The 20003-nt window shown below is 71.9% G+C and carries 20 protein-coding genes; 13 read left to right on the plus strand and 7 right to left on the minus strand.

Annotation, left to right across the window (positions count from 1 at the left end; all coding sequences use genetic code 11):
- Positions 1–20: 20 nt before the first annotated feature.
- The 12 genes from hisI (at position 21) to lgt (ending at position 10600) form a co-directional block, all read left to right on the plus strand.
- Positions 21–401, plus strand: coding sequence for a phosphoribosyl-AMP cyclohydrolase (hisI, locus tag OG972_RS30055; RefSeq protein WP_266986735.1), 381 nt, complete (start codon positions 21–23; stop codon positions 399–401).
- A gap of 11 nt (positions 402–412) precedes the next feature.
- Positions 413–1900, plus strand: coding sequence for an anthranilate synthase component I (locus OG972_RS30060; protein WP_266986737.1), 1488 nt, complete (start codon positions 413–415; stop codon positions 1898–1900).
- A 14-nt stretch (positions 1901–1914) separates the two neighbouring features.
- Positions 1915–2568, plus strand: a complete 654-nt coding sequence (locus OG972_RS30065) for a TIGR02234 family membrane protein (protein ID WP_266986739.1) — start codon at positions 1915–1917, stop codon at positions 2566–2568.
- 179 nt (positions 2569–2747) lie between these two features.
- A complete protein-coding gene (locus tag OG972_RS30070) occupies positions 2748–2999 on the plus strand; it encodes an HGxxPAAW family protein (protein ID WP_266986741.1) in 252 nt (83 codons plus the stop codon).
- 186 nt (positions 3000–3185) lie between these two features.
- Entirely contained in the window at positions 3186–3590 is a 405-nt protein-coding gene (locus OG972_RS30075; RefSeq protein ID WP_266986743.1) for a DUF2752 domain-containing protein, read from the plus strand.
- 115 nt (positions 3591–3705) lie between these two features.
- Positions 3706–4515 carry an indole-3-glycerol phosphate synthase TrpC gene (trpC, locus tag OG972_RS30080; protein ID WP_266986745.1) on the plus strand — a complete coding sequence of 270 codons (810 nt, stop codon included), beginning with the start codon at positions 3706–3708 and terminating at the stop codon, positions 4513–4515.
- An 8-nt stretch (positions 4516–4523) separates the two neighbouring features.
- Positions 4524–4742 carry a tryptophan biosynthesis modulator TrpM gene (trpM, locus tag OG972_RS30085; protein WP_266986747.1) on the plus strand — a complete coding sequence of 73 codons (219 nt, stop codon included), beginning with the start codon at positions 4524–4526 and terminating at the stop codon, positions 4740–4742.
- A 135-nt stretch (positions 4743–4877) separates the two neighbouring features.
- Entirely contained in the window at positions 4878–6164 is a 1287-nt protein-coding gene (gene trpB / locus OG972_RS30090) for a tryptophan synthase subunit beta (protein WP_266986749.1), read from the plus strand.
- Positions 6161–6973 carry a tryptophan synthase subunit alpha gene (gene trpA / locus OG972_RS30095; RefSeq protein ID WP_266986751.1) on the plus strand — a complete coding sequence of 271 codons (813 nt, stop codon included), beginning with the start codon at positions 6161–6163 and terminating at the stop codon, positions 6971–6973. Before trpB ends, trpA begins: the two co-directional genes overlap by 4 nt.
- 76 nt (positions 6974–7049) lie before the next feature.
- On the plus strand, positions 7050–7877 hold the full coding sequence (locus OG972_RS30100) for a thioredoxin domain-containing protein (protein WP_266986753.1): 828 nt from the start codon (positions 7050–7052) through the stop codon (positions 7875–7877).
- A 183-nt stretch (positions 7878–8060) separates the two neighbouring features.
- Positions 8061–9500 (plus strand): NF041680 family putative transposase, encoded by a 1440-nt coding sequence (locus OG972_RS30105; RefSeq protein ID WP_266986755.1) that lies wholly within the window; start codon positions 8061–8063, stop codon positions 9498–9500.
- Positions 9501–9634: 134 nt separating this feature from the next.
- On the plus strand, positions 9635–10600 hold the full coding sequence (gene lgt / locus OG972_RS30110) for a prolipoprotein diacylglyceryl transferase (RefSeq protein ID WP_266986757.1): 966 nt from the start codon (positions 9635–9637) through the stop codon (positions 10598–10600).
- 126 nt (positions 10601–10726) lie between these two features.
- Here the strand turns inward: lgt and OG972_RS30115 are convergent, their stop codons facing one another.
- Genes OG972_RS30115 through OG972_RS30145 form a run of 7 tightly spaced genes read right to left on the minus strand, consistent with a single transcriptional unit; the run spans position 10727 to position 18705 of the window.
- Positions 10727–11548, minus strand: a complete 822-nt coding sequence (locus OG972_RS30115; RefSeq protein WP_266986759.1) for a CoA ester lyase — start codon at positions 11546–11548, stop codon at positions 10727–10729.
- Positions 11545–12744, minus strand: coding sequence for a CaiB/BaiF CoA-transferase family protein (locus tag OG972_RS30120; protein ID WP_266986761.1), 1200 nt, complete (start codon positions 12742–12744; stop codon positions 11545–11547). The genes OG972_RS30115 and OG972_RS30120 overlap by 4 nt, the downstream gene beginning before the upstream one ends.
- The gene (gene rbsK / locus OG972_RS30125; protein WP_266986763.1) at positions 12741–13625 is read right to left on the minus strand and encodes a ribokinase; all 885 of its coding nucleotides are present in this window, start codon (positions 13623–13625) and stop codon (positions 12741–12743) included. Before rbsK ends, OG972_RS30120 begins: the two co-directional genes overlap by 4 nt.
- A complete protein-coding gene (locus OG972_RS30130) occupies positions 13622–14998 on the minus strand; it encodes an ADP-ribosylglycohydrolase family protein (RefSeq protein ID WP_266986765.1) in 1377 nt (458 codons plus the stop codon). Before OG972_RS30130 ends, rbsK begins: the two co-directional genes overlap by 4 nt.
- Positions 14995–16188: an ADP-ribosylglycohydrolase family protein gene (locus tag OG972_RS30135; protein ID WP_266986767.1), complete on the minus strand. Its 1194-nt coding sequence runs from the start codon at positions 16186–16188 to the stop codon at positions 14995–14997. The genes OG972_RS30130 and OG972_RS30135 overlap by 4 nt, the downstream gene beginning before the upstream one ends.
- Entirely contained in the window at positions 16151–17389 is a 1239-nt protein-coding gene (locus OG972_RS30140) for an ADP-ribosylglycohydrolase family protein (protein WP_266986769.1), read from the minus strand. The genes OG972_RS30135 and OG972_RS30140 overlap by 38 nt, the downstream gene beginning before the upstream one ends.
- Positions 17386–18705: an ADP-ribosylglycohydrolase family protein gene (locus OG972_RS30145; protein WP_266986771.1), complete on the minus strand. Its 1320-nt coding sequence runs from the start codon at positions 18703–18705 to the stop codon at positions 17386–17388. The genes OG972_RS30140 and OG972_RS30145 overlap by 4 nt, the downstream gene beginning before the upstream one ends.
- A 204-nt stretch (positions 18706–18909) precedes the next feature.
- On the opposite strand from OG972_RS30145, the gene OG972_RS30150 reads away from it, so the two are divergent.
- Positions 18910–19644 carry a VIT1/CCC1 transporter family protein gene (locus OG972_RS30150; RefSeq protein WP_266986772.1) on the plus strand — a complete coding sequence of 245 codons (735 nt, stop codon included), beginning with the start codon at positions 18910–18912 and terminating at the stop codon, positions 19642–19644.
- The last annotated feature ends 359 nt before the right edge of the window (positions 19645–20003 follow it).

Raw genomic sequence — 20003 nt, forward strand, 5'->3', positions numbered from 1 at the left:
GCCACGGCAGAATGGGACCCATGACCAGCATGCCCGCGCCCAGCACCCCGCCCGCCAGCAGCCTGGACCCCGCCATCGCCGCCCGCCTCAAGCGCGGCGCCGACGGACTGGTCCCGGCCATCGCCCAGCAGTACGACACCGGCGAGGTGCTCATGCTCGGCTGGATGGACGACGAGGCCCTGCACCGCACCCTGACCACCGGCCGCTGCACCTACTGGTCGCGCAGCCGCCAGGAGTACTGGGTCAAGGGCGACACCTCGGGCCACATCCAGGTGGTCAAGTCCGTCGCCCTCGACTGCGACGCGGACACCGTCCTCGTCAAGGTCGACCAGACGGGTGCCGCCTGTCACACCGGTGACCGGACGTGCTTCGACGCAGACGTACTCCCGCTGGGGCAGTAGGGTCAGCCGCCATGGATCTTGAGACCTTCCGCAAGCTGGCCGCCGACCGGCGTGTCATTCCCGTCAGCCGCCGACTCCTCGCGGACGGCGACACCCCGGTCGCGCTCTACCGCAAGCTCGCGGGCGAGCGCACCGGCACGTTCCTCCTCGAATCCGCGGAGAACGGCCGCACCTGGTCCCGCTACTCCTTCATCGGCGTCCGCAGCGCCGCCACCCTCACCGTCCGCGACGGGCAGGCGCACTGGCTCGGCACCCCGCCCGTCGGCGTCCCCGTCGACGGGGATCCGCTGGACGCCCTGCGCGCCACCGTCGAGGCCCTGCACACGCCGCGCGACCTGCACTCCGGCATGCCGCCGTTCACCGGCGGCATGGTCGGCTATCTCGGTTACGACATCGTGCGCCGACTGGAGCGGATCGGCGAGCACGGAGGCGACGACCTGCAGCTCCCCGAGCTGACGATGCTCCTCACCTCGGACCTCGCCGTCCTCGACCACTGGGACGGCAGCGTCCTGCTGATCGCCAACGCGATCAACCACAACGACCTGGAGACCGGGGTCGACGAGGCGTACGCCGACGCCGTCGCCCGGCTCGACGCCATGGAGGCGGACCTCTCCCGTCCGGTCGAGAGCGCCCCCGCGGCCCTTCCGCCGTCCGAGCTCCCGCCGTACACCGCGCTCTGGGGCGGCCAGGCCTTCCAGGACGCGGTCGTCGACGTGAAGGAGCGCATCAGGGCCGGCGAGGCGTTCCAGGTCGTCCCGTCCCAGCGCTTCGAGACCCCGTGCACGGCAAGCGCGTTGGACGTCTACCGGGTGCTGCGCGCGACCAACCCGTCGCCGTACATGTACCTCTTCCGGTTCGACGGTTTCGATGTCGCGGGCTCCAGCCCCGAAGCCCTCGTCAAGGTCGAGGACGGACGCGCGATGGTCCACCCGATCGCCGGGACCCGGCCCCGCGGCGCCACCCCGCAGGAGGACCAGGCACTCGCCGACGAGCTCCTCGCCGACCCGAAGGAACGCGCCGAGCACCTGATGCTCGTCGACCTCGGCCGCAACGACCTGGGACGGGTCTGCGTGCCCGGCAGCGTCGAGGTCGTCGACTTCATGTCGATCGAGCGGTACTCGCACGTGATGCACATCGTCTCCACGGTCACCGGCCGCGTCGCCGAAGGCCGTACCGCCTTCGACGTCCTGACCGCGTGCTTCCCGGCCGGGACTCTCTCCGGCGCCCCCAAGCCGCGCGCCATGCAGATCATCGAGGAGCTCGAACCCACCCGCCGCGGACTGTACGGAGGCTGCGTCGGCTACCTCGACTTCGCCGGGGACTCCGACACCGCGATCGCGATCCGTACGGCTCTGCTGCGCGACGGCACCGCGTACGTCCAGGCCGGAGCGGGAATCGTCGCCGACTCGGACCCGGTCGCCGAGGACACCGAATGCCGCAACAAGGCCGCCGCGGTCCTGCGCGCCGTCCATACCGCCAACCGCCTCCGCGAAAGCTGACCGGGTAAGGGATAGTGGGGTACGTGAGTGCTGTCCCCGTACCCCAGCCCCGTGCCCGAGCCGCCACCGCGCCCGACGCCACGGGAAGCCGCCGCAGCCTGGCCGCCGGCCTGCTTCTCGGGGCGGCCGGTGCCACCGTCGTCCTCCTCGCCTCCGGCCAGACGTGGGCCGAGGGCAAGGCCGCCGTCGGCGGTGGCTCCCTGCCTCTGACCGTCGACGGCCAGGACGTCACCGGACTCCCGGCCGCCCTGGCCATCGTCGGCCTGGCCGCCCTCGTCGCCGTTTTCGCCGTCCGCAGCGCCGGCCGGCTGCTCGTCGCCGGGCTGCTCGCCCTCAGTGGCCTCGGTGCCGGACTGAGCGCCTACCTCGGCGCCTCCGACAGCGCGGCCCTCGACGAGAAGGCGGCGCAGACCACCGGCGACACCTCCGCCACCATCGACGCCCTCAGTCACACCGCCTGGCCGTACGTCACGGCCGCCGGCGGACTGTTGATCCTCATCGCCGGGCTGCTCGCCCTGCGGTACGGGAAGCTCTGGCCGACCATGTCGGGCCGGTACGAACGCGACGGCACTCCGCGCCCCCGCAAGGCCCCCCGCACCGCCCCGGACCCGGACCGGCCCGAGGACCTGTGGAAGGCCCTGGACCGCGGCGAGGACCCGACGCACTGAAGGACCTCCCGGCGCGAGCGGGGCGTGACCGGTGGGACACACCCCGGGTACGACCCCCAGCTCACGTCGTACCCGTCCGTACGGGACAATGGGCGTGAGCTTTCTGCACAGCAGCAGCACAGCGCCACCAGCTTTGCGTACAGCGATACCCACAGCGCAACACCAACGAGGAGCAACTCATGGCGGGCAGCAGCCACGGACACACCCCGGCCGCCTGGACCGGTGTCATCATCTCGTTCATCGGCTTCTGCGTCGCAGGCGTCTTCATGGTCGCGGCCAACCCGCTCGGCTTCTGGGCCGGTGCCGCCGTCATCCTCATCGGCGGAGTCGTCGGTTTCGCGATGAAGGCCGCCGGCCTCGGCATGCCGAAGGAGTCGGCCGAGATGGCCGCCGCCCGGGCGGCGGCCGGACAGGCCCAGACGTCTTCCTGACGCCGGTCGGAACATCGTGAAAGGCGCAGCCCGGGCCGGGCTGCGCCTTTCCGCGTGAGCGGGGACAATCACCGGGTGGACGCCTCGCCTTCTCCCGCAGCCGCACCGGGCCCGCCCGGTCAACAGCCCGCGCCGGTCTTCGTGCCGGCGCCGGGTCACCCCGCGTCGGCCTTCCCGCCGGCACCCGTGCCCGCATCACCCTTCCGGCGGCTCGTCACCCCGGTGGCGGTCATGGCGGCCGTCATCGGGGCCTTCGGCTACGTCGGCGCCGTCGACCCCAACCAGCCGGGCCACTACCCGGTCTGCCCGATGCTGCAGGTCACCGGCCTGTTCTGTCCCGGCTGCGGCGGGCTGCGCAGCGCCCACGCCGTTGCCCACGGCGATATCGCCGCCGCCTTCGGCTCCAATGCCCTCGCCGTCGTCGGCTACGCGATCTTCGCCGCCGTCTGGGTGGTCTGGATGGTCCGCGCGAGCAGAGGAATGCCCGTACGGATCAATCTCGCACCGGCCTACTGGTGGGGGATCGGCGCCGTGCTGCTGATCTTCACCGTGGTTCGGAATCTGCCGTTCGGATCAGTATTGGCACCATGAATGCCCAGCTAGTGGGACATTCGGCGGCCGGATGCGGGCCCTCGGCCCTCCTACGGATACCATCGAGATGGCTGATCCTGTTCCCTCATCACCGTCCCGGAAGGGGGCCGCTCGCGTGAGTGTGCTCGACGAGATCATCGACGGCGTCCGCGCCGACCTCGCAGAGCGGCAGGCGCGTGTCAGCCTTGACGAGCTGAAGGAGCGCGCGGCGCGCGCTCCGGCGGCCAAGGACGGAGTCGCCGCCCTGCGCGGCGAGGGCGTGACCGTCATCTGCGAGGTCAAGCGCTCCAGCCCCTCCAAGGGGGCCCTGGCCGCGATCGCCGACCCGGCCGCGCTCGCCGCGGACTACGAGGCCGGTGGCGCGTCCGTCATCTCCGTCCTCACAGAGGAGCGCCGCTTCGGCGGTTCGCTCGCCGACCTGGAAGCCGTCCGCGCCAAGGTCGACATCCCGATCCTGCGCAAGGACTTCATCGTCACCTCGTACCAGCTCTGGGAGGCCCGGGCCTACGGCGCCGACCTCGCCCTGCTGATCGTCGCCGCCCTCGACCAGGAGGCCCTCGTCTCCCTGATCGAGCGCGCCGAGTCCATCGGCCTCACGCCGCTGGTCGAGGCGCACGACGAGGAGGAGGCGGAGCGCGCCGTCGACGCCGGAGCGAAGATCATCGGTGTCAACGCGCGCAATCTGAAGGACCTCAAGGTCGACCGCTCCACCTTCGAGCGTGTCGCCCCCGAGATCCCGGCGGGCATCGTCAAGGTCGCCGAGTCCGGCGTCCGCGGCCCGCACGACCTCATCGCCTACGCAAACGCCGGCGCCGACGCCGTACTCGTCGGCGAGTCCCTGGTCACCGGCCGCGATCCGCGGGCCGCTGTCGCCGACCTGGTCGCCGCGGGCGCCCACCCGGCCCTGCGGCACGGACGGGGCTGACCCGCACCATGTCCGCCGACCGTCCCCTGCCCCGCACCCGGCCGCGCCTGCGCCTGGCCATGGTGACGGCCGCCCGGGACCCGCACGCGCCGCTGGCGCGCGGCTGCCGCCCCCGCGGCTGCCGCGCCCCCGCGCGCCGCGTGCACGGACGGCGGGTGCGGTATGTGATCGGCGACGAGCCCGGCCAGGTCAACGGCATGCGATGGCGCACGGGGACCGCGCTGTAGCGAGCCCCGGCCGACGTACTCGCACCACCCACTCGTACGTACGACCGCACCGTCCGACCGTCCCCGGTCGCGGCGGCGCTCTGCTGACGGCGCATACGGTGAACCCACCCGTTGCCATGACGAGGAGCACGTCGGATGTCATCTGACTTCTTCATTCCGGACCCCGAGGGTCTGATCCCCAGCGCCGAGGGCTACTTCGGCGCGTTCGGCGGCAAGTTCATCCCGGAGGCGCTCGTCGCCGCCGTGGACGAGGTCGCCGTCGAGTACGACAAGGCCAAGGCCGACCCGGCCTTCGCCGCCGAGCTCAATGAGCTCATGGTCAACTACACCGGCCGGCCCAGTGCGCTGACCGAAGTGCCACGCTTCGCCGAGCACGCGGGCGGCGCCCGGATCTTCCTCAAGCGCGAGGACCTGAACCACACCGGCTCGCACAAGATCAACAACGTGCTGGGTCAGGCGCTGCTCACCAAGCGCATGGGCAAGACCCGGGTCATCGCCGAGACCGGCGCCGGCCAGCACGGCGTCGCAACCGCGACCGCCTGCGCCCTCTTCGGCCTCGAATGCACCATCTACATGGGTGAGATCGACACCGAGCGGCAGGCGCTGAACGTGGCGCGGATGCGGATGCTCGGCGCCGAGGTCATCGCCGTGAAATCCGGCTCCCGCACGCTCAAGGACGCCATCAACGAGGCGTTCCGCGACTGGGTCGCCAATGTGGACCGCACGCACTACCTCTTCGGTACGGTCGCGGGCCCGCACCCCTTCCCGGCGATGGTCCGCGACTTCCACCGCGTCATCGGCGTCGAGGCCCGACGGCAGGTCCTGGAACGGACCGGCCGGCTGCCGGACGCCGCGATCGCCTGTGTCGGCGGCGGCTCCAACGCCATCGGCCTGTTCCACGCCTTCATCCCGGACGCGCACGTCCGGCTGATCGGCTGTGAGCCCGCCGGACACGGCGTGGAGACCGGCGAGCACGCGGCGACCCTGACCGCGGGCGAGCCCGGCATCCTGCACGGGTCGCGCAGTTACGTCCTCCAGGACGACGAGGGCCAGATCACCGAGCCGTACTCCATCTCGGCCGGTCTGGACTACCCGGGCATCGGCCCGGAGCACTCGTACCTCAAGGACATCGGCCGCGGCGAGTACCGCGCGGTCACCGACGATGCCGCCATGCAGGCGCTGCTGCTGCTCTCCCGCACCGAAGGGATCATCCCGGCCATCGAGAGCGCCCACGCGCTGGCCGGAGCCCTGGAGGTCGGCAAGGAGTTCGGCAAGGACGGGCTGCTCGTGGTCAACCTGTCCGGCCGCGGCGACAAGGACATGGACACGGCGGCCCGGTACTTCGGGCTGTACGACGTGGACGCGACCGTCGAGGCGGACGCGGGGAACGGCGACGCCGAGATCGAGGAGGACGCCAAGTGAGTGGCAACATCGAGCTGTTGAGCGCCGCTCTCGCCGGCGCCAAGGCGGAGGACCGTGCCGCGCTCATCGCCTACCTGCCGGCCGGGTTCCCGACGGTCGACGGCGGCATCGAGGCCGTGAAGGCCGTCGTCGCCGGTGGCGCCGATGTCGTCGAGGTGGGCCTGCCGCACAGCGACCCCGTGCTCGACGGGCCGGTCATCCAGACCGCCGACGACATCGCTCTGCGCGGCGGCGTGAAGATCGCCGACGTGATGCGCACGGTCCGCGAGGCGTACGAGGCGACCGGCGCCCCGATCCTTGTCATGACGTACTGGAACCCCATCGACCGGTACGGCATCGAGCGGTTCACCGCCGAGCTCGCCGAGGCGGGCGGCGCCGGGTGCATCCTGCCCGACCTGCCGGTCCAGGAGTCCTCGGTGTGGCGCGAGCACGCCGACAAGCACGGTCTCGCGACCGTCTTCGTCGTCGCACCGAGCAGCAAGGACGAGCGCCTCACCACCATCACCGCGGCCGGCTCCGGCTTCGTCTACGCGGCCTCGCTGATGGGGGTCACCGGCACCCGCGAATCGGTCGGCGAGCAGGCCCAGGACCTGGTCCGGCGCACCCGCGCCACGACCGAACTCCCGGTCTGCGTCGGCCTCGGCGTCTCCAACGCCCAGCAGGCCGCCGAGGTCGCCGTCTTCGCCGACGGGGTGATCGTCGGCTCCGCCTTCGTCAAGCGGATCCTGGACGCCCCCGACGAGGCGTCCGGTCTCGCCGCGGTCCGCTCATTGGCGGGCGAATTGGCCGAAGGCGTTCGAAAGCGCTGACATCGGGTGTAATCCATCCGGGTGGACCTGGGGCCGGGGAGGCACGCACGTGCCTCCCCGGTTCGTTGCTGCGGGTGTGAGCGAGAACAACCAAGAGGGAAAAAGGGCCGCGCGCGACCGGCTCATCCAGCAGCGTGAGCAGGAGAAGGCGCGCGAGCGCCGCCGGCGCACGCTGATCGTTTCCACCGCTGTGGTGGGTGTGCTGGCGCTGGCCGCCGTCATCGGCGTGATCGCCGCGAATTCGGGGGGCAAGGGCAACAAGGCGAGCAAGTCGGGGCCTGCCGTCGCACCGTCGGGGGCGACGGGCAAGGACAGCCTGGCCATCCAGGTGGGCGCGAACGACGCCCCGTCCACGCTCACGGTCTGGGAGGACTTCCGCTGCCCGGTCTGTGGCCAGTTCGAGAATGCGTTCCGGGACACGATCCACGAGCTGGAAAACACCGGACAGCTCAAGGTCCTGTATCACCTGGTCACGCTCATCGACGGCAATCTCGGCGGCAGCGGATCGCTGGACGCGGCCAATGCGGCCGCCTGCGCACAGGACGTCGGGAAGTTCTCCGCCTATCACGACGTCCTGTACCGCAATCAGCCGCCGGAGACCGACGACGCCTTCGGTAAGAGCAGCAAGCTGATCGAGCTGGCGGGCAAGGTCGAGGGCCTCGATACGCCCGACTTCCGCAGCTGCGTGGAGGACGGCACGCACAACACCTGGGTCCAGAAGTCCCATACCGCCTTCCAGAACGGCGGATTCCAGGGCACGCCGACCGCGCTCCTCAACGGCGAATCTATCTTCCCGAAGAAGGGTAACGAACCGATCACCGTGGCGAACCTGAAGAAGTGGGTCGCCGAGGCGAACAAGGGCAAGAAGCCGGGGAAGGTCACCCCGTCGCCCTCCGGTTCCTAAGAGTGCCCGGCAGTAGGCAGCCCCGCGACGCCGCGAAGCCTACTGCCGGGCACTCTAAGCTTGACTATTAACCCCACCAAGATCATGTCTTGGTGGGGTTCGTCGTTCGCCTGACAGCTGGGCGGCCTTTGCGTGATCGTGTCTTCTCGCTGAAGTCGACAGTCGATCAACCCAAAGGCCGTGATGGACAGTCTGCAAGACGACGCTGCGCGCGTCGAGGCATTGACCGGGTTATCCCGGTTTCGCCGCGAGTTCTACGAGTGCCTGACCCTGCGGGCGGATGCTCTGTTCGAGCTGGCGGACGCGGTGCTGTGTGCCGGCGGGCCGGTGGTCTCGCTGCCGGAGTTGTCGCTGGAGGCAGTGCACCGGCGTGGGCACGGGGCGATGTACGACGCGCTGGCCCAGGGCCACATCGCCGTGTCCCGCCTGCGGATGGCGCTGGCAGGCCTTGAGCTGCCGCGCGGGGCGGACCGGCAGCTGTCGATCGCGCTGGACGTCACTCCGTGGCCGCGTCCGGACGCCGAGTGCTCGCCGGAGCGCCTGCACTGCCACCGTCCGTGTCGCTGCGACGGGGTTCGCCAGACCATCCCGGGCTGGCCCTACCAGGTGGCCGCGGCCCTGGGCGGTGGCCGCTCCTCGTGGACAGGGCCGCTGGACGCAGTGCGGCTGGGGCCCGAGGACGATCCCACCGAGGTCACCGCGACTCAGATCCGTGACCTGCGCGCCCGCCTGCAGCGGGCCGGGCAATGGCGACCGGGCGACCCGCCGGTCCTGTTCGTCCTGGACTCCGGCTACGACCTCGTGCGCCTGACCTGGCTGCTGCGCGATGAACCACTGCGGCTGCTGGGCCGCATCCGCGCGGACCGGGTGATGTATGCACCGGCTGGCAAGCGCCGCGGAACCAACCCCGGACGCCCGCCCCGCCACGGAGCGCAGTTCCGCCTCGCCGACCCCGCCACCCACCCGGCCCCGGTCCAGGAGTCGGCCGGCGTCCACGACCGCTTCGGCCAGGTCCTCGCCCGCTGCTGGGGCCGCCTGCACCCCAAGCTGGACCGGCGCGGCTCCTGGGCCGACCATGAAGGCGAACTACCCCTCGTCGAGGGCACGTTGGTCCATCTGGCCATCGAGCACTTACCCGGCAACCGCGCCCCCAAGCCGCTATGGCTGTGGCACGGCGACCCCGACGCCACCGCGCACGACGTCGACCGCCTCTGGCGGATCTTCCTTCGACGGTTCGATATCGAGCACACATTCCGCTTCTTCAAGCAGACCCTCGGCCTCACCCGACCCCGCCTGCGCACCCCCGAACAGGCCGACCGGTGGGTGTGGCTGATCCTCGCCGCCTACGCGCAACTCCGTCTCGCCCGCCCCCTGACCGAGGACCTCCGGCGCCCCTGGGAAAAGCCCCTGACACCGGATCGGCTCACCCCCGGCCGGGTCCGGCGCGGCTATCCCCGCATCCGGCGGACCGTGGGCACTCCAGCCCGCGCGCCGAAAGCCTCCCACCCCGGCCCAGGCCGCCCCAAGGGCCGCACCTCCACACCCGCACCCCGCCACCCAGTCGGCAAGAAACAGCGCAAAACGGATATGCCTAGACGCGGCGGGGCCGAGCAGCAGCCTTAAAGATCAAGCTAAGTCACCCCGCTGACGTGGGCTGCGGGCCGGCCGGGGCGGGGAATCGATGACCGGCTCGTTACCCAGAAGTTGTCGGGCGGGTTGCCCCACTTCCCGCCCGGCAGGGTAGCGTCGACCCTGTCATGGACCTTGCCTACATTCCCAGCCCGTCGACCGGCGTGATCAATCTCGGCCCGATCCCGCTTCGCGGCTACGCGTTCTGCATCATCATCGGTGTGTTTGTCGCCGTCTGGTTCGGCAACAAGCGCTGGATCGCCCGGGGCGGCAGAGCCGGCACGGTGGCCGACATCGCCGTCTGGGCGGTGCCCTTCGGTCTCGTCGGCGGCCGGCTCTACCACGTCATCACCGACTACCAGCTGTATTTCAGCGACGGTGAGAACTGGGTCGACGCCTTCAAGATCTGGCAGGGAGGCCTCGGTATCTGGGGCGCGATCGCGCTCGGCGCGGTGGGCGCCTGGATCGGCTGTCGTCGTCGAGGGATCCCGCTGCCCGCCTGGGCCGACGCGCTCGCCCCCGGCATCGCCATCGCCCAGGCGTTCGGCCGTTGGGGCAACTGGTTCAACCAGGAGCTGTACGGCAAGCAGACGGATCTGCCGTGGGCACTGAAGATCAGCGAAGGTCCCAACCGGGTCGCCGGAACGTACCACCCGACGTTCCTGTACGAGTCGCTGTGGTGCGTGGGCGTCGCCCTGCTGGTGATCTGGGCCGACCGCCGCTTCAAGCTCGGACACGGGCGGGCGTTCGCGCTGTACGTCGCGGCGTACTGCACGGGTCGCGCCTGGATCGAGTACATGCGGGTCGACGAGGCGCACCACATCCTGGGCCTGCGCCTGAATGTGTGGACCGCGCTCATCATGTTCGTGCTGGCGGTGACGTACATCGTGATCTCGGCGAAGGTACGGCCGGGGCGCGAGGAGGTCGTCGAGCCGGGAGCGGCCGAGGACGCCGAGGGCGTCGAGGACGCGGCACCCGACGCGGATGCCGCCGGTGAAACGGACCGTGACGGCGACGCCGTCGGCGATACGCAGGCGCCCGATGCGGAGGCGCCGGAGAAGAACGGCACCGCAGAAGCAGCGAAGAACGCCTGACGCCACCCATCTGTACGAGGGGCCCCGAACCAAACGGCTCGGGGCCTTTCGCTGTTCCCCCCACCGAGGTCTCGGCCCCCGGCCCCCCCGCTCCTCGGTCGCCGGAGGTGCCTGGTCTTTCCCCCGTCACCCCACCCGTTCCGCCAGCGCCAGCGTCCGGCGGGCCGAGGCCACCACCGCCGCGTCCACGAAGCGGCCGTCCGGCAGCGCCAGCGCACCCGCATCCGTCAGCGCCGCCGCCACGATCTCCTGCGCCGCCTCGATCTCCTCCGCCGTCGGCCGGAATGCCCGTTCGATGACCGGCAGTTGCCGGGGGTGGATCGCCGCCCGGCCGACGAAACCCAGCGCCCTCCCGTGCACGCAGGACTTCCACAGCCCGTCCAGGTCCAGGACGTCCGGGAACACCGACTGGGTCGGCGGGGCGAGCCCCGCCGCGCGGGCGGCAACCACCACCCGGCTGCGCGACCAGTCCAGGCCCGTGTCGTCCCGTACGCCCAGATCGGCCCGGAGATCGATCTCGCCGATGGCGATGGAGCGGACCTGGGAGTGGGACGCCGCGATCGTGTACGCGTGCTCGATGCCGAGCGCCGACTCCAGCAGCGGACAGAGTGCGACGCCGGGGGCCAGAGCCGCGATGTGATGGACGGTCGCGGCATGCGTGATCTTGGGCAGCCGTAGTCCGGCCAGGCCGGGCAGTCCGGCCAGGGCCAGGATGTCGGCTTCGGTGTGGACCCGGACATGCACCGGCACACCGTCCGTGCCGGCGAGCGGTTCGGCGAGGAGTTCGGCGGTGGCGGACCGTGCATACGCCTTGCGGTCCGGCGCGACCGCGTCCTCCAGGTCGACGATCACCACGTCCGCGCCCGAATCACGCGCCTTGCGCACCACGTCCGGCCGGTCCCCGGGGACGTACAGCCAGGTCAGAGGCACCGCTGCCGCCGCCGTCACAGCACGCTCCCCGCCCGCAGCGCGGCGATCTCCGGATCCGTCAGACCGAGCCCGGTGAGGATCTCGTCGGTGTCCGCGCCGTGCGGCCGGCCCGCCCAGCGGATCGCCCCCGGGGTCCCGGACAGCCGGAAGAGGACGTTCTGCATACGCAGCGGGCCCAGCTCCGGGTCGGGGACCTCGGTGATGGAGTCCAGGGCCCGGTACTGCGGGTCCTCCATCACGTCCCGGATGTCATGGATCGGCGCGATGGCTGCCTCCGCCTTCTCGAACGCGGAGATCGCGTCGTCACGGGTGTGCCGGGCGATCCAGTTGCCGACCGCCTCGTCGAGTTCGTCGGAGTGGTCGGCGCGGGTGGCGCCGGACGCGAACCACGGCTCGTCGATCAGTTCCGCGCGGCCGACCAGATGCATCACCCGTTCGGCGATCGACTGGGCGGACGTGGACACGGCGACCCACTGACCGTCGGACGTGCGGTACGTATTGCGTGGGGCGTTGTTGCGCGAGCGGTTGCCGGTGCGTTCCTGGACGTATCCGAGCTGGTCGTACCAGAGCGGTTGCGGGCCGAGCACGGTCAGGATCGGCTCGATGATCGCCATGTCGACGACCTGCCCCTCCCCGGTGCGGTCCCGCCCGGCCAGCGCCGCCATCACGGCGTACGCGGTGGCGAGCGCCGCGATCGAGTCGGCGAGCCCGAAGGGCGGCAGGGTCGGCGGCCCGTCCGGCTCCCCGGTGATCGCGGCGAACCCGCTCATGGCCTCGGCGAGAGTGCCGAAGCCGGGGCGGTGCGCATGCGGGCCGAACTGGCCGAAGCCGGTGACCCGGGTGAGCACCAGCCGCGGGTTGACGGCGTGCAGTTCCTCCCAGCCGATGCCCCACCGTTCCAGTGTCCCCGGCCGGAAGTTCTCGATGATCACATCGGTGGACGCGGCCAGCCGCAGCAGGACGTCGCGCCCGCCGGGAGCGGAGAGATCGAGGGTCAGATTGCGTTTGTTGCGGCCGAGCAGCTTCCACCACAGACCGATGCCGTCCTTCGCCGGGCCGTGCCCGCGCGACGGATCGGGTTTGCGCGGATGCTCGACCTTGATCACCTCGGCGCCGAAGTCGCCGAGCATGGTGGCCGCGAGGGGGCCCGCGAAGAGCGTGGCGAGGTCGAGGACCCGCAGACCGGTGAGGGGGGCTTCCCCGGGCGCGGTCATGCGGCGTCGATCTCGCTGCGGTACGGCATGGAGGTCGAGGCGCCCGGCTTCTGCACACAGAGTGCGGCGGCCGACGACGCCCAGGCCAGCGCCTCCGGTACGGAACGCCCCTCGCCGAGCGCCACGGCGAGCGTGCCGACGAAGGTGTCCCCGGCGCCAGTGGTGTCCACGGCGGTGACCTCGGGCGCGGGGAAGTGGATCTTTTCTGTGCCCCGGGACGCGTACAGGCAGCCCTTCGCGCCGAGCGTGATGACCACCTCGGGGACCTGCCGGAGCAGGATGTCCGCCGCCGCGTGGGGTTCGAAGTGCCCGGAGAGCGCGGCGGCCTCGTGCTCATTGGGAATCAAGAGATCGATGGCGTCGAAGAGTTGGTCCGGCAGCGGTTGCACGGGGGAGGGGGTGAGAATCGTCCGTACACCCTGCGCATGGGCGACCCGCGCCCCTTCCAGCACAGCGGACAGAGGCAGTTCCAGTTGCAGGAGCAGCAGGTCGGCGCCCGCGATGGCGGCCATCTCGCCGGGGCCGAGGGAGGTGACGGTTCCGTTGGCGCCGGGGATCACCACGATGGCGTTGCCGCCCGCGTCGTCGACGACGATGTGCGCGGTGCCGCTGGGGCCCTCCGCGGTGTGCAGCAGGTCGGTGGCCACGCCCGCGTGCTCCAGCCCGGACCGCAGCTGCGCCCCGTACGCGTCGTCACCGACCGCGCCGATCATCATCACGTCGGCCCCCGCGCGGGCGGCGGCGACGGCCTGGTTCGCGCCCTTGCCGCCGGGGACGGTGCGGAACTCCCGTCCGGTGACGGTCTCCCCGCGCTGCGGAGCCCGTGCGACGTAGGCGACAAGGTCCATATTGGTGCTGCCGAGCACCGCGATGCCGGTCATGGGCGGCGTGCCTCCTCGTGGATGAGCCGGTGGGTCATTTCGGCGAGTGCGTCGAAGCCGATGGAGTCGAATCCGGGAACGGATGTGGCGAGCCGGTTCCCCAGCGGGGTGGTCCATCGGTCGGGCAGTGCCTCGGGCCGGCCGGCCAGCAGACCGGTCAGTGAACCGGCGGTCGCACCGTTCGAGTCGGTGTCCCAACCACCCGCCACCGCACGGCAGATGGAGCCGGAGAAGTCGCCGTCGGCGTGGGTGAGAGCGGCCGCGAGCAGCGCGGCGTTGGGCAGTACATGGACCCAGTGGTACGTGCCGAACTCGGCGTGCAGCCGGTCGACGACCGCGTCGAAGTCCTCCTCACCGCGGGCCGCGTCGATCCCGGTGCGGACCGCGTGTGCAAATCGCGAGCGGGGCGGTACGACGTGCAGACCGGCCGTCAGACAGCCGTGCACATCCGCGGCGCCACCGGCCGCCTCGGCGAGCGCCGCGGCGGTGAACATCGCCCCGTACACACCGTTGCCGGTGTGTGTGAGGACCGCGTCCCGGTGTGCCTGCTCGGCCGCGGCCGCCGGGTCGCCGGGGTGGGTCCAGCCGTGCACGTCGGCGCGGATCCGGGCGCCGATCCACTCCCGGAACGGGTTGCGGTGCCGGGCGGTGTCCGGCGGTTCGATGCCGTCGAGCAGATTGCGGTACGCGACCCGCTCGGCGGTGAATGTACGGCCCGCGGGGAGTTCGTCGAGCCAGAGCCGGGCGAGATCGGCGGTATGGAAGGACGGCCCGTACCGCTGGATCAACAGTACGGTCAGGAGCGGGTAGTTGAGGTCGTCGTCCTCCGGCATCCCGTCGATGTTCTCGGCGAGCGAGGTGGGTGCGGAGCGACGGTTCCAGGGGTGGGCGGCTGCCAGTTCGGCGGGCAGGCCCTTCGCGGTGAACCAGGTGGCGAGCGGCCAGTTCCCGGTGGCCCGGGCCAGCGCACGGATCCCCGCGAGGGGCAGTTTCTCGACGGGTTTGCCGAGCACGCAGCCGGCCGCACGCCCCAGCCACGCCGCCTCCAGCGGGGCCGTGCCGGCCGGTGAGGGGTTCGTGCGGGGCGCCGGCCAGTACGGGCAGGCCGCCCGGATCGCGGCGAGATCCGTCGGCTCGTCGACATGCAGCGGCGAGGTGAGCCCGGCGAGTTCGTCGAGCAGGCCCTCGGCGAGCGCGCGCAGGGCGGGTGGCGCGGGGGACTTCGACGCGCCCGCGCGCTCCGGGGCGGGTGCGCCGCCCGCCGCGTACCACCGGCGCTCGATGTGCCGCGCGTCCCGGCCGTCCTCGGCCGCCTGGCGCAGCTCGTGTCCGATCAGGTCCTCGGGCTGCACCCAGGTGACCCGCACGGTCATGGCGTGCCTGCCAGCGTCGCGAACGCCGCCTCGTGCGCACGCCGCTGGGCGGTGTCCCGTGCGAATACCTCGCGGGCGACGTCCGTCAGCGTCCGCGCCGGTGCGTGCAGATCGAGGCGGCTGGCCTCGGCGACCGTTTTCACCCAGGTGGCGGGGATCGCCGCTTCGCCGTGCAGCGCGCCCGCGAGGGCGCCGCTCATCGTGGCGATCGAGTCGCAGTCGCGGCCGTAGTTCACCGATCCGAGCACCGCGTGCCGGTAGTCGCCGTCCGCGACGAGCAGCATCCCGAGGGCGATCGGGAGCTCCTCGATGGCGTGCAGCCGGGACGGCCGGCGGGCGCCGAGGGACGGGGAGCGGTAGTCGGGTCCGACGGTGTCGAAGGGGGCCACCGCGGCACGCAGCGGTGCCAGCGCCGTCTCGAATTCCTGGTGCCGGACGGCCACTTCGCACACGGCCTCGATGGCGGCCCGGGTTCCGTCCTTGGCGAGCGACAGGCAGGTGTCGACTACGGTGGCGGGCGTCGCGTCCGGGGCACAAGCGGCGGCGACGGCCGCCGCGAAGACCCCGGCCGCCTCCCTCCCGTACGACGACTGATGGGCGCCCGCGAGGTCCAGCGCCTCGGCGTACGCGGCCCGCGGATGCGCGGCGTTGACCAGACCGACCGGCGCCATGTACATCGCCGCACCACAGTTCACGATGTTTCCGGAGCCCGCCTCGCGCGGATCGACATGGCCGTAGTGGAGCCGGGCGACGATCCACTTCTCGGCGAGGAAGACCCGTTGCAGTGGCAGCGCCTCGGCCTGCAGCTCCGGAATCCAGCGGGGGTTCGCGATCAGCTCCGGTACGAGGTGGTCGGCTACGGAGTACGCGTCGAGGTGGTCCCGTACGGCGCCGTACACCCGTACCAGCGCATGGGTCATCAAGGTGTCGTCGGTGACGTGTCCGTCGCCCTTGTAGTAAGGGGCGATGGGGCGGGCGGTGCGCCAGTCGTCGCCGTCCCACGGGCCGACGATGCCGGTGACCCGGCCGCCGTGGCGTTCGGCGATCTGCTCCGCGGACCGGCCCTCGACCGGGCCGCCGAGCGCGTCGCCGACGGCGGCGCCGACGAGGGCGCCGCTGATCCGTTCATCGAGGATGAGTGCGGTGGGCGGTCTATTTCCTGTGGGCGTCGTGAGCGTCATGGGCGTCATGTCGGAATTGTCCACCCGGAGGGGCTGGTTCCGTGTCTGTCAGCAGCCCGGCGAGTTCGATGAGATCCGTGCCCGCGAGTCGGGGCAGCGCACACCCGGCGAGGGTGCGGCAGGCCTCGCGCCAGCCGTCCGGGACGGCGGCGATACCGCCGAGTGCGCCGGTCAGCGCACCGGCCAGGGCGGGCGCCGAGTCCGCGACCCGCGACAGGCAGGCCGCCGCCGGAATGGCCTGGGCGATCTCGCCCCGGGCGGCGGTGGCGAGGGCGAGCGCGACCGGCACGGTCTCGGCGGCGGCGATCCCGTAGCTGTACACATGATCGACGATCTGATGCTCCAGCACCGGTACGAGCGCGAAGGCGCCCGCCGCCTCGCCGACGAAGTCCCGAGCGATCCGGACGGCGTGGGCGGCATTGCGGGCGATCTCGGTGCCGTCGGGGAGCTGGGCGAGTGCGGCGTTCACCACGGTGTCGACATCGGCCCCGCCCAGCGCCTCAGCGATCGCGGCGGCCATCGCACGGGCGCCGTGCACACCGTCGCCGTCCTGGGTGTATCGGGCATCGAACTCGGCGAGTTCGGCAGCAGGTCCGGGCTCACCGGGGTGGACGACCGCCAGCACGGCGGCCCGAACACAGGCCGCGTCGTCGAAATAGTGCGGGTTGTCGTGGCCGGTTGCGGGCGGCCGCAGCCCGGCGGCGAGATTGCCGAGCCCGGCCCGGACCGAGATCCGGGCGCGCAGGGGGAGGACCGCCGACTCGACCTCCGGCGCCTGCGCGGCAGCCGCGGCGACCTCGGCGGCCAGCGCGTTCCAGGAGAGGTCGATGGCGGCCCGCATCCGGCGCTCGGGGGAGAGACGGTGCAGCGACCCTGCCTCCGAGGCGAGCACGGTCCCGGCGGCGAACGCGGCCCATTCGGCATCGTCCGACGGCCCGAGCCGCAGCGGTTCGGGCGGCTGGTTGAGGGCGATCGGCACGGGCAGCGTGGTGGTGGCGTTCTGCTCGGCGAAGGTGTCGAGCTCCCGGGTGAGGCGCCGGGTCCACTCCGGCATCCGGGCCGCCCGGTGGCGTGCGGCGGGCCACCCCGCGGCATCCCCCGAGGCGAGCCCGAGGAGCAGTCCCTCGATCCGGGCGCGGCGCCCGGGCAGGGGCCGGGCGGGGAGGGAGGCGGGGTCGCTGGTGCGGCGAGTGTCGCGTGCGGTGGTCATGACGCAACCACCGCCGGTTCGCCGGCGCCGCCGTCTGCCCCGGCTGCCGGTTCGCCTGCGCCGCCGACCGCCCCGCCCGCCTTGCCGGTCCCGCCCATCGGGTCCGCCTCGTCCGTCTCGTCCGGCGTGAGCAGCTCCGCGATGTCCAGGACGTGGTAGCCCCGCATCGACGGCAGACAGCTGCCCCGAACCGGTCCGATCGCCTCGCCCCAGATCCGCGGGATCGCGGACACCCCGTGCAGTGCCCCGGCCAGCGCTCCCGCCACGGCCGCCGTCGTGTCCGCGTCGCGGCCCATGTTGACCGCGGTCAGCACCGCCGTACGGAAATCGCCGCGTGCCGCCGCGAACGCGCCGAACGCCAGGCCGACCGCCTCCGGCGCCAGGTCCGTCCATGGATATCCGCCGACCACCACCGCGGAGCGCACGGCCCGCTCCGTGGTGAGTCGGTCGGGATGGGCGCGCTGGGCGGCAGCTACCGCGCGGCGCAGCGAGCGTGCCGTCCAGGAGTCCATCGGTACGACGGACAGCGCGGCCGCGATCACGGAAGCGACCCCCGCACCGACCATCGCGGCGGCCACTCCGGCCGCCACCGCCTGGCCGCCGTAGATGCCCTCGCCGTCGTGGCTCACCCGGCCGTCGACCGCGACCAGGCGCGCGGCCTCCGCGGGCCGGCCTGCCGCGAACACACCGAACGGCGCCGCCCGCATCGCGAGTCCGTCGCTCCAGGCGTGCCTGTGCTGGGCGGAGATCGGGGCGGCGAGACCCCGGCGCAGGTTCTCCAGCGTGCCGCGCTCGCTGAACCCGGCGCCGCGGAACGGCCCCTCGTCCAGGTCGGCGATCCACAGGTGCCAGGCCCGCTCGACATGGGTGACGGTCAGAGCCGAACCGTGCCGGGCGAGCAGCAGACCGGAGAAGATCGCATACTCCGTGTCATCGGTGCCTGCCGGGTCGTCGCTGACGAAGCCCTCGATCCGACCCCAGCGGCGGCGGATCTCGGACGGCCGAAGGTTCTCCGCCGGTGCGCCCAGGGCGTCACCCACGGCGAGCCCCAGGAGCGCGCCGCGGGCCCGGTCGGCCCGGTCGAGGCGCTCGGCGTGGGCCGTGTGGTCCGCATGGGTTGACCGGCCCCTGCCGCGGGCGTCCGGGGCGTGCCGTGCGGCCTCCGCCGCACGGCCTGCGTCCGCACCGCCCGTGTCCGTTGCGCCCGCGCTCGTACGGCCCGTCCGCCGCTCTGCCGGGTTACCCGCAATCGACTCCATCGCGTCGACCCTTCGCTCGTACCGAGCCAGTTCTCGTACCTGTCCGATCTGTGCCACGCGGAGACCCGAGAAAGGCCGATAAGCGTGACAAAAGAGCCAGTCGGATGACGGGATACCTCTCCTGAGGCAGGCCTTGCTTACCTGGTCAGGAGGCAGGTAAGTACGGCCTGGCTTGCTGGCGGGGGGCTCTTTTCGTGCGTACTTTCGAGGGTGTTGAGGGGGCGGAGTGAGTGAATCCCGCTGCCGGAGAAGGGGAGAGCTGTGTCCATCATCGAGTCCGATGCCGTCCTGCATGAGGCGCACCGTGACAACCACACCCACCGTGATGTGAACGGCGGCTGGCTGCGCCCCGCGGTCTTCGGTGCGATGGACGGGCTCGTCTCCAACCTCGCGCTGATGACCGGTGTGGCGGGCGGCTCGGTGTCCCAGCAGACGCTCGTGATCACCGGTCTGGCGGGTCTGGCCGCCGGCGCGTTCTCCATGGCGGCCGGTGAGTACACCTCTGTCGCTTCGCAACGAGAGCTCGTCGAGGCCGAACTCGACGTCGAGCGCCGCGAATTGCGCAAGCACCCCGTGGACGAGATGGAAGAGCTCGCCGCGCTGTACGAGTCCCGTGGTGTCGAGCCCGGGCTCGCCCGCGAGGTCGCCCGGCAGCTGTCCCGCGATCCGGAGCAGGCCCTGGAGATTCACGCCCGCGAGGAGCTCGGCATCGACCCGGGCGATCTGCCGTCGCCGCTCGTCGCCGCTGTGTCGTCGTTCGGTGCGTTCGCGCTGGGTGCGCTGCTGCCCGTACTGCCGTATCTGCTCGGATCACACGCCCTGTGGCCCGCGGTGCTGCTGGCGCTCATCGGGCTCTTCGGCTGTGGCGCGGTGGTGGCCAGGGTGACGGCGCGCAGCTGGTGGTTCAGCGGGCTGCGGCAGCTGACGCTCGGTGGTACGGCTGCGGCGGTCACGTACGGGCTGGGCACGGTGTTCGGTGTGGCCGTCGGGGGCTGAGAGCCTGACGGGCGCACGACGACAGCTGCGGCACCTCGCCGCGTCGTCGGAACGTCCGAATGCATCCAGCATGCGGACGCCCCTTCGCCCTGCGATGCACCGCATCCGAATCAGCGCGCCGAGCCGTTGGGGATGACGGGACAACCCCTGGGGTCGCTCGTTCGGATCATGCTGGGCCCGCGGGTTCGGCACGCACATCTGCGGCGTTGCCGTCGGTCTTCCCCGAGCTCTCGGCTTCGCTCGAGCGGGCGAGACCCCCATTCGCTCCGCGTGGGAGCGTGACCGGGCCCGCGTTCGCCGTTTGTCCGCACTACGCCCTCACGAGTCGGACAGGACCGACTGCGCCGCCTGTCCGGCAT

Source organism: Streptomyces sp. NBC_01669 (assembly GCF_026339735.1).
GTDB classification, from domain to species: domain Bacteria; phylum Actinomycetota; class Actinomycetes; order Streptomycetales; family Streptomycetaceae; genus Streptomyces; species Streptomyces yanii.